This window comes from Nocardia sp. NPDC059177, from assembly GCF_042755165.1.
GTDB lineage: Bacteria > Actinomycetota > Actinomycetes > Mycobacteriales > Mycobacteriaceae > Nocardia.
Map to the genome: position 1 here is coordinate 1 of NZ_JBHZBX010000046.1, position 3,143 is coordinate 3,143.

The window sequence follows — 3,143 nt, forward strand, 5'->3', positions numbered from 1 at the left end:
GCGCGGGGCAGACCTCACCCCGGAACGACGAAGGCCCGACGCCATGAAGCGTCGAGCCGTTGCATGTAGGATTTCATCCCACGGTGCGAACAGCTATCTCCTGTTTCGTACCCAGGCCGTTCGGTGAGCGCCAACTCGCCGGGCGGCCGTTCTTGCTCTTGTGACGTTACACACTCGTGTCCTGCCGGGCAACCAGCCGAAATCGGGCAGATGGTCGATTCGCTCCGACCGAAAAGCACCAGGTCGCCGAGGCGATCGTTGCTCGGCTCAACGCTTCAAGATCATCAAAAGTCGGCAGTGCAGGGAGTGTTGATCCATGTCTACCAGCGTCTTGACGAACAGGAGATTCTACCTGCCAAGTATGATGAATCTGGTTCATGAGTATCCCAGGGGGGGGGGGGGATAGCCAGTCGCTGGCGGTAGTCCCCGATAAAGTTCGTGAGGTCGGCAACTATGTCTACGGTATTGCCGATGACTTGCGTCGAGCGCTTGAATCTGCCGGCCGTGAGGTTGACTCGTGCGTTGGGAGTAGCTGGACTGGCGATGCAGCTAACACCTTTACTGCCGGATGGGAAGAAAGCAGGACCGGTGGTGTCACAGTCATTACGGCGCTGACCGAAATGACTGAAAAACTGGGGGTCACAGCCGAAACATACAGCCGCAAGGATGATTCGAATGCTGCAGCGTTAGGTTCCTTTAGTCTCGATTTGCCGGGGTTGTGATGGCATCGGAATTTACGGTCGACCTGGATCAGCTCGAGCAACTCGTGACAAAGCTTTCCGGCTTGGCTGGATATATCAGCGACCACCTCGATGAGATAGACGACAAAGTGGCGAGTTTAGCTGGAACTAGCTGGGAAAGTTTGGCCAGTGAGGCTTACCAAACTGCGCATTCGCAATGGTCGACGGGCGCACGGGAGTTCGTAGAGGGGGTTCGTGACATGAGTGATGCCGCCAAAACCGCTGGTACCCGATATCATCGAGCGCTGGATTTAAATAGTAAAATGCTGCAGGGCGGTATCGGCTAGAGTGTATGTAAATTGGGAAACTTACCACGAGGCTGCTAAGAAGTGCCACACGCTGGCTGGCGAAATTAGAACGGCATACGGCCCGGTTCACGCAGCAATGAAAAATGATTGTTCTGGAATGGCTGGCGATGCACCTGGCTGTGCCGCTTGGGGAAAGAAGTACGACGAAACTTCTCTCATGGTCCTGCAGACCTGCGCGAATATGGCTGATGCGCTTACCAACTTCGGAAACGTGCTATATGCTGCAGGGTATAATTGGGGGATTAGTAATGATTGCAATCCGGCGCCGTCGATGCCGTCCTACACGCAAATGTCGGAAAGCAAGCTTCAGTTCCCTTCATCGGTGGCAACCGCTGGACTGGGTGCTGAACACACCGGCGGTGTCGGCGAGTTCTTCTCGCTACTGACAGACAAGATCACGGCTGAGTTCGGCAAGTTACCCAACGGCGACACCAGCAAGCTGGAAAAAGCGGTGCAGGTCTGGCAGGGATTTGCGAAGAATGACACTCTCACCAAATTGCCGACAAAGGTTGGTGAGATTTCGTCGATGTTCAACGGTATGGATCATCCTAAGAATCAGGATATGATCCAGCAGCACCTGTCGACAATATCCAAAGCATCTGGTGCCGTCCTCGCCGGCGGGCTCACGATGGCAAGTCCGGTTTCCGATTTCAATGTGGGAATGGGTGAGGTCAACAAGGAAATCAGTGCCGCGTGGACGACTTTCGGTGAAGTGCTGGCGGGAATTGCCGTCGGAGCTGCGATCGGAGCGCTCGTCACATTCGGTGCAAGTATCGCAGGCGCGGCTGTTGTAGCTGCCACCGCATCGGTTAAGGCGATGGACGTAATTCGTCTCGCTTACACTGGATCCAAGCTGTACAAACTCCTTGGCATGGGTGCGGCTGTAGGTGGCACTGTTGGCGGTGTAGCAACTGCTGGTGCAGTGGGATGCTTTGATAGCGTGCCGAACATGACGGAAGTCAGCTTGGCGTTGGCTGAAATAATCGCAATGCGCGTCTACGTTGACACGGATGATGCTGCCCCGGCTGATCGTCCCAAAAAAGTTCCGGCTTCGGGATCTGGTAAAGAAAAGGCTGATGACGTTCCGAGTTGGGCGAAAGGTCGAGCACCGTATGTCGGTGAAAGTGGAAAGGCCTATGCGCGTAGACTGATGGATGAGAAGTACGGTCCGGGAAACTGGAGTGACACCGGTCCGCGAAGTGAATTCAACAAGATTAAAAAATACGGTGACCGCGCCTGGCAAAATCCGAACTAAAGAACCGAGGCATCATGACTACCTATATCTACGTGGTTGACCACTGGTATGAACTCGAAGATGGCGAAGACGTTGTTCGAACGATTGGCCTCTACTCGTCGGAATCTAAGGCATCCGAAGCGGTGGAGCGCGTGAAGAAGTTGCCAGGATTTTGCAGTCGGCCGGATGATTTCTGTGTGAACAGATTTGAAGTAGGAAAGGAAAATTGGGCCGAAGGCTTCATTGCAATGGGGAATTGAATCGACGATAACACGGAGGTGTAATGAACTCAGTATTTCTCCTAGAGCATTCCTATCGCGATAACAGTGGAGGATACGAGCAGAAGCGTATCGGAGTTTACGCGTCGGAAGAAGATGCGCGGGCCGCGATCGCCAGGTTGATCACTCAGCCAGGATTCCGCGAGTACCCCGACGACTTTGTAATTGATCGATATGTGGTCGATGAAGATCGCTGGCAGGATGGTTACGACGTTAGCGACGATAGCCGCTGACTGTGGAGGAAGAGGCATACGGAAGCCCGCCCGGGTGCTCTGCAACCCTCGTCTTCCAATCGAGTAGAGTATCCGATATTTCGGCATCTACGGCGCCGTCTATCGGGTCAAAGTAGTTATCGAGCTGGCGGCGGTTAGGGTGACTTCGGTTCTTGCCTCAATCGCAAGCCGTTTCCAGGGCTGGGTACCTCCACGGCGATGGCCGGCTCGCCATTTGTTCCGACTGCGAGGGAACCAGTTCGGGTGGGTGTGCGTCTAAGACCATGTCTCATGTGGTTGATCGGGCCTTCGCGAGCTTCTTGTATCCGGTCAGCGCGCCGGCCAGTGTGAGGAAGGCGCAGAAGTGAGTG

5 protein-coding genes are annotated in these 3,143 nt (G+C 54.7%); all 5 read left to right on the forward strand.

Annotated features, from left to right (window positions below; translation table 11 throughout):
• Positions 1–377 precede the first annotated feature (377 nt).
• The 5 genes from ACFXK0_RS28915 to ACFXK0_RS28935 all read left to right on the forward strand — a co-directional run bounded on the left by ACFXK0_RS28915 (position 378) and on the right by ACFXK0_RS28935 (position 2,793).
• On the forward strand, positions 378–722 hold the full coding sequence (locus ACFXK0_RS28915; protein ID WP_379414251.1) for a WXG100 family type VII secretion target: 345 nt from the start codon (positions 378–380) through the stop codon (positions 720–722).
• The gene (locus ACFXK0_RS28920) at positions 722–1,027 is read left to right on the forward strand and encodes a WXG100 family type VII secretion target (protein WP_379414252.1); all 306 of its coding nucleotides are present in this window, start codon (positions 722–724) and stop codon (positions 1,025–1,027) included. The genes ACFXK0_RS28915 and ACFXK0_RS28920 overlap by 1 nt, the downstream gene beginning before the upstream one ends.
• A gap of 118 nt (positions 1,028–1,145) precedes the next feature.
• Positions 1,146–2,303 carry a hypothetical protein gene (locus ACFXK0_RS28925; protein ID WP_379414253.1) on the forward strand — a complete coding sequence of 386 codons (1,158 nt, stop codon included), beginning with the start codon at positions 1,146–1,148 and terminating at the stop codon, positions 2,301–2,303.
• Between the two features lie 14 nt (positions 2,304–2,317).
• A complete protein-coding gene (locus tag ACFXK0_RS28930) occupies positions 2,318–2,542 on the forward strand; it encodes a hypothetical protein (RefSeq protein ID WP_379414254.1) in 225 nt (74 codons plus the stop codon).
• A 23-nt stretch (positions 2,543–2,565) separates the two neighbouring features.
• Entirely contained in the window at positions 2,566–2,793 is a 228-nt protein-coding gene (locus ACFXK0_RS28935; protein WP_379414255.1) for a hypothetical protein, read from the forward strand.
• Positions 2,794–3,143: the final 350 nt, after the last annotated feature.

Coding starts and splice junctions, on each gene's coding strand:
- ACFXK0_RS28915 (WP_379414251.1), top strand. CDS start 378: ATGAGTATCCCAGGGGGGGGGGGGGATAGCCAGTCGCTGGCGGTAGTC.
- ACFXK0_RS28920 (WP_379414252.1), top strand. CDS start 722: ATGGCATCGGAATTTACGGTCGACCTGGATCAGCTCGAGCAACTCGTG.
- ACFXK0_RS28925 (WP_379414253.1), top strand. CDS start 1,146: ATGGCTGGCGATGCACCTGGCTGTGCCGCTTGGGGAAAGAAGTACGAC.
- ACFXK0_RS28930 (WP_379414254.1), top strand. CDS start 2,318: ATGACTACCTATATCTACGTGGTTGACCACTGGTATGAACTCGAAGAT.
- ACFXK0_RS28935 (WP_379414255.1), top strand. CDS start 2,566: ATGAACTCAGTATTTCTCCTAGAGCATTCCTATCGCGATAACAGTGGA.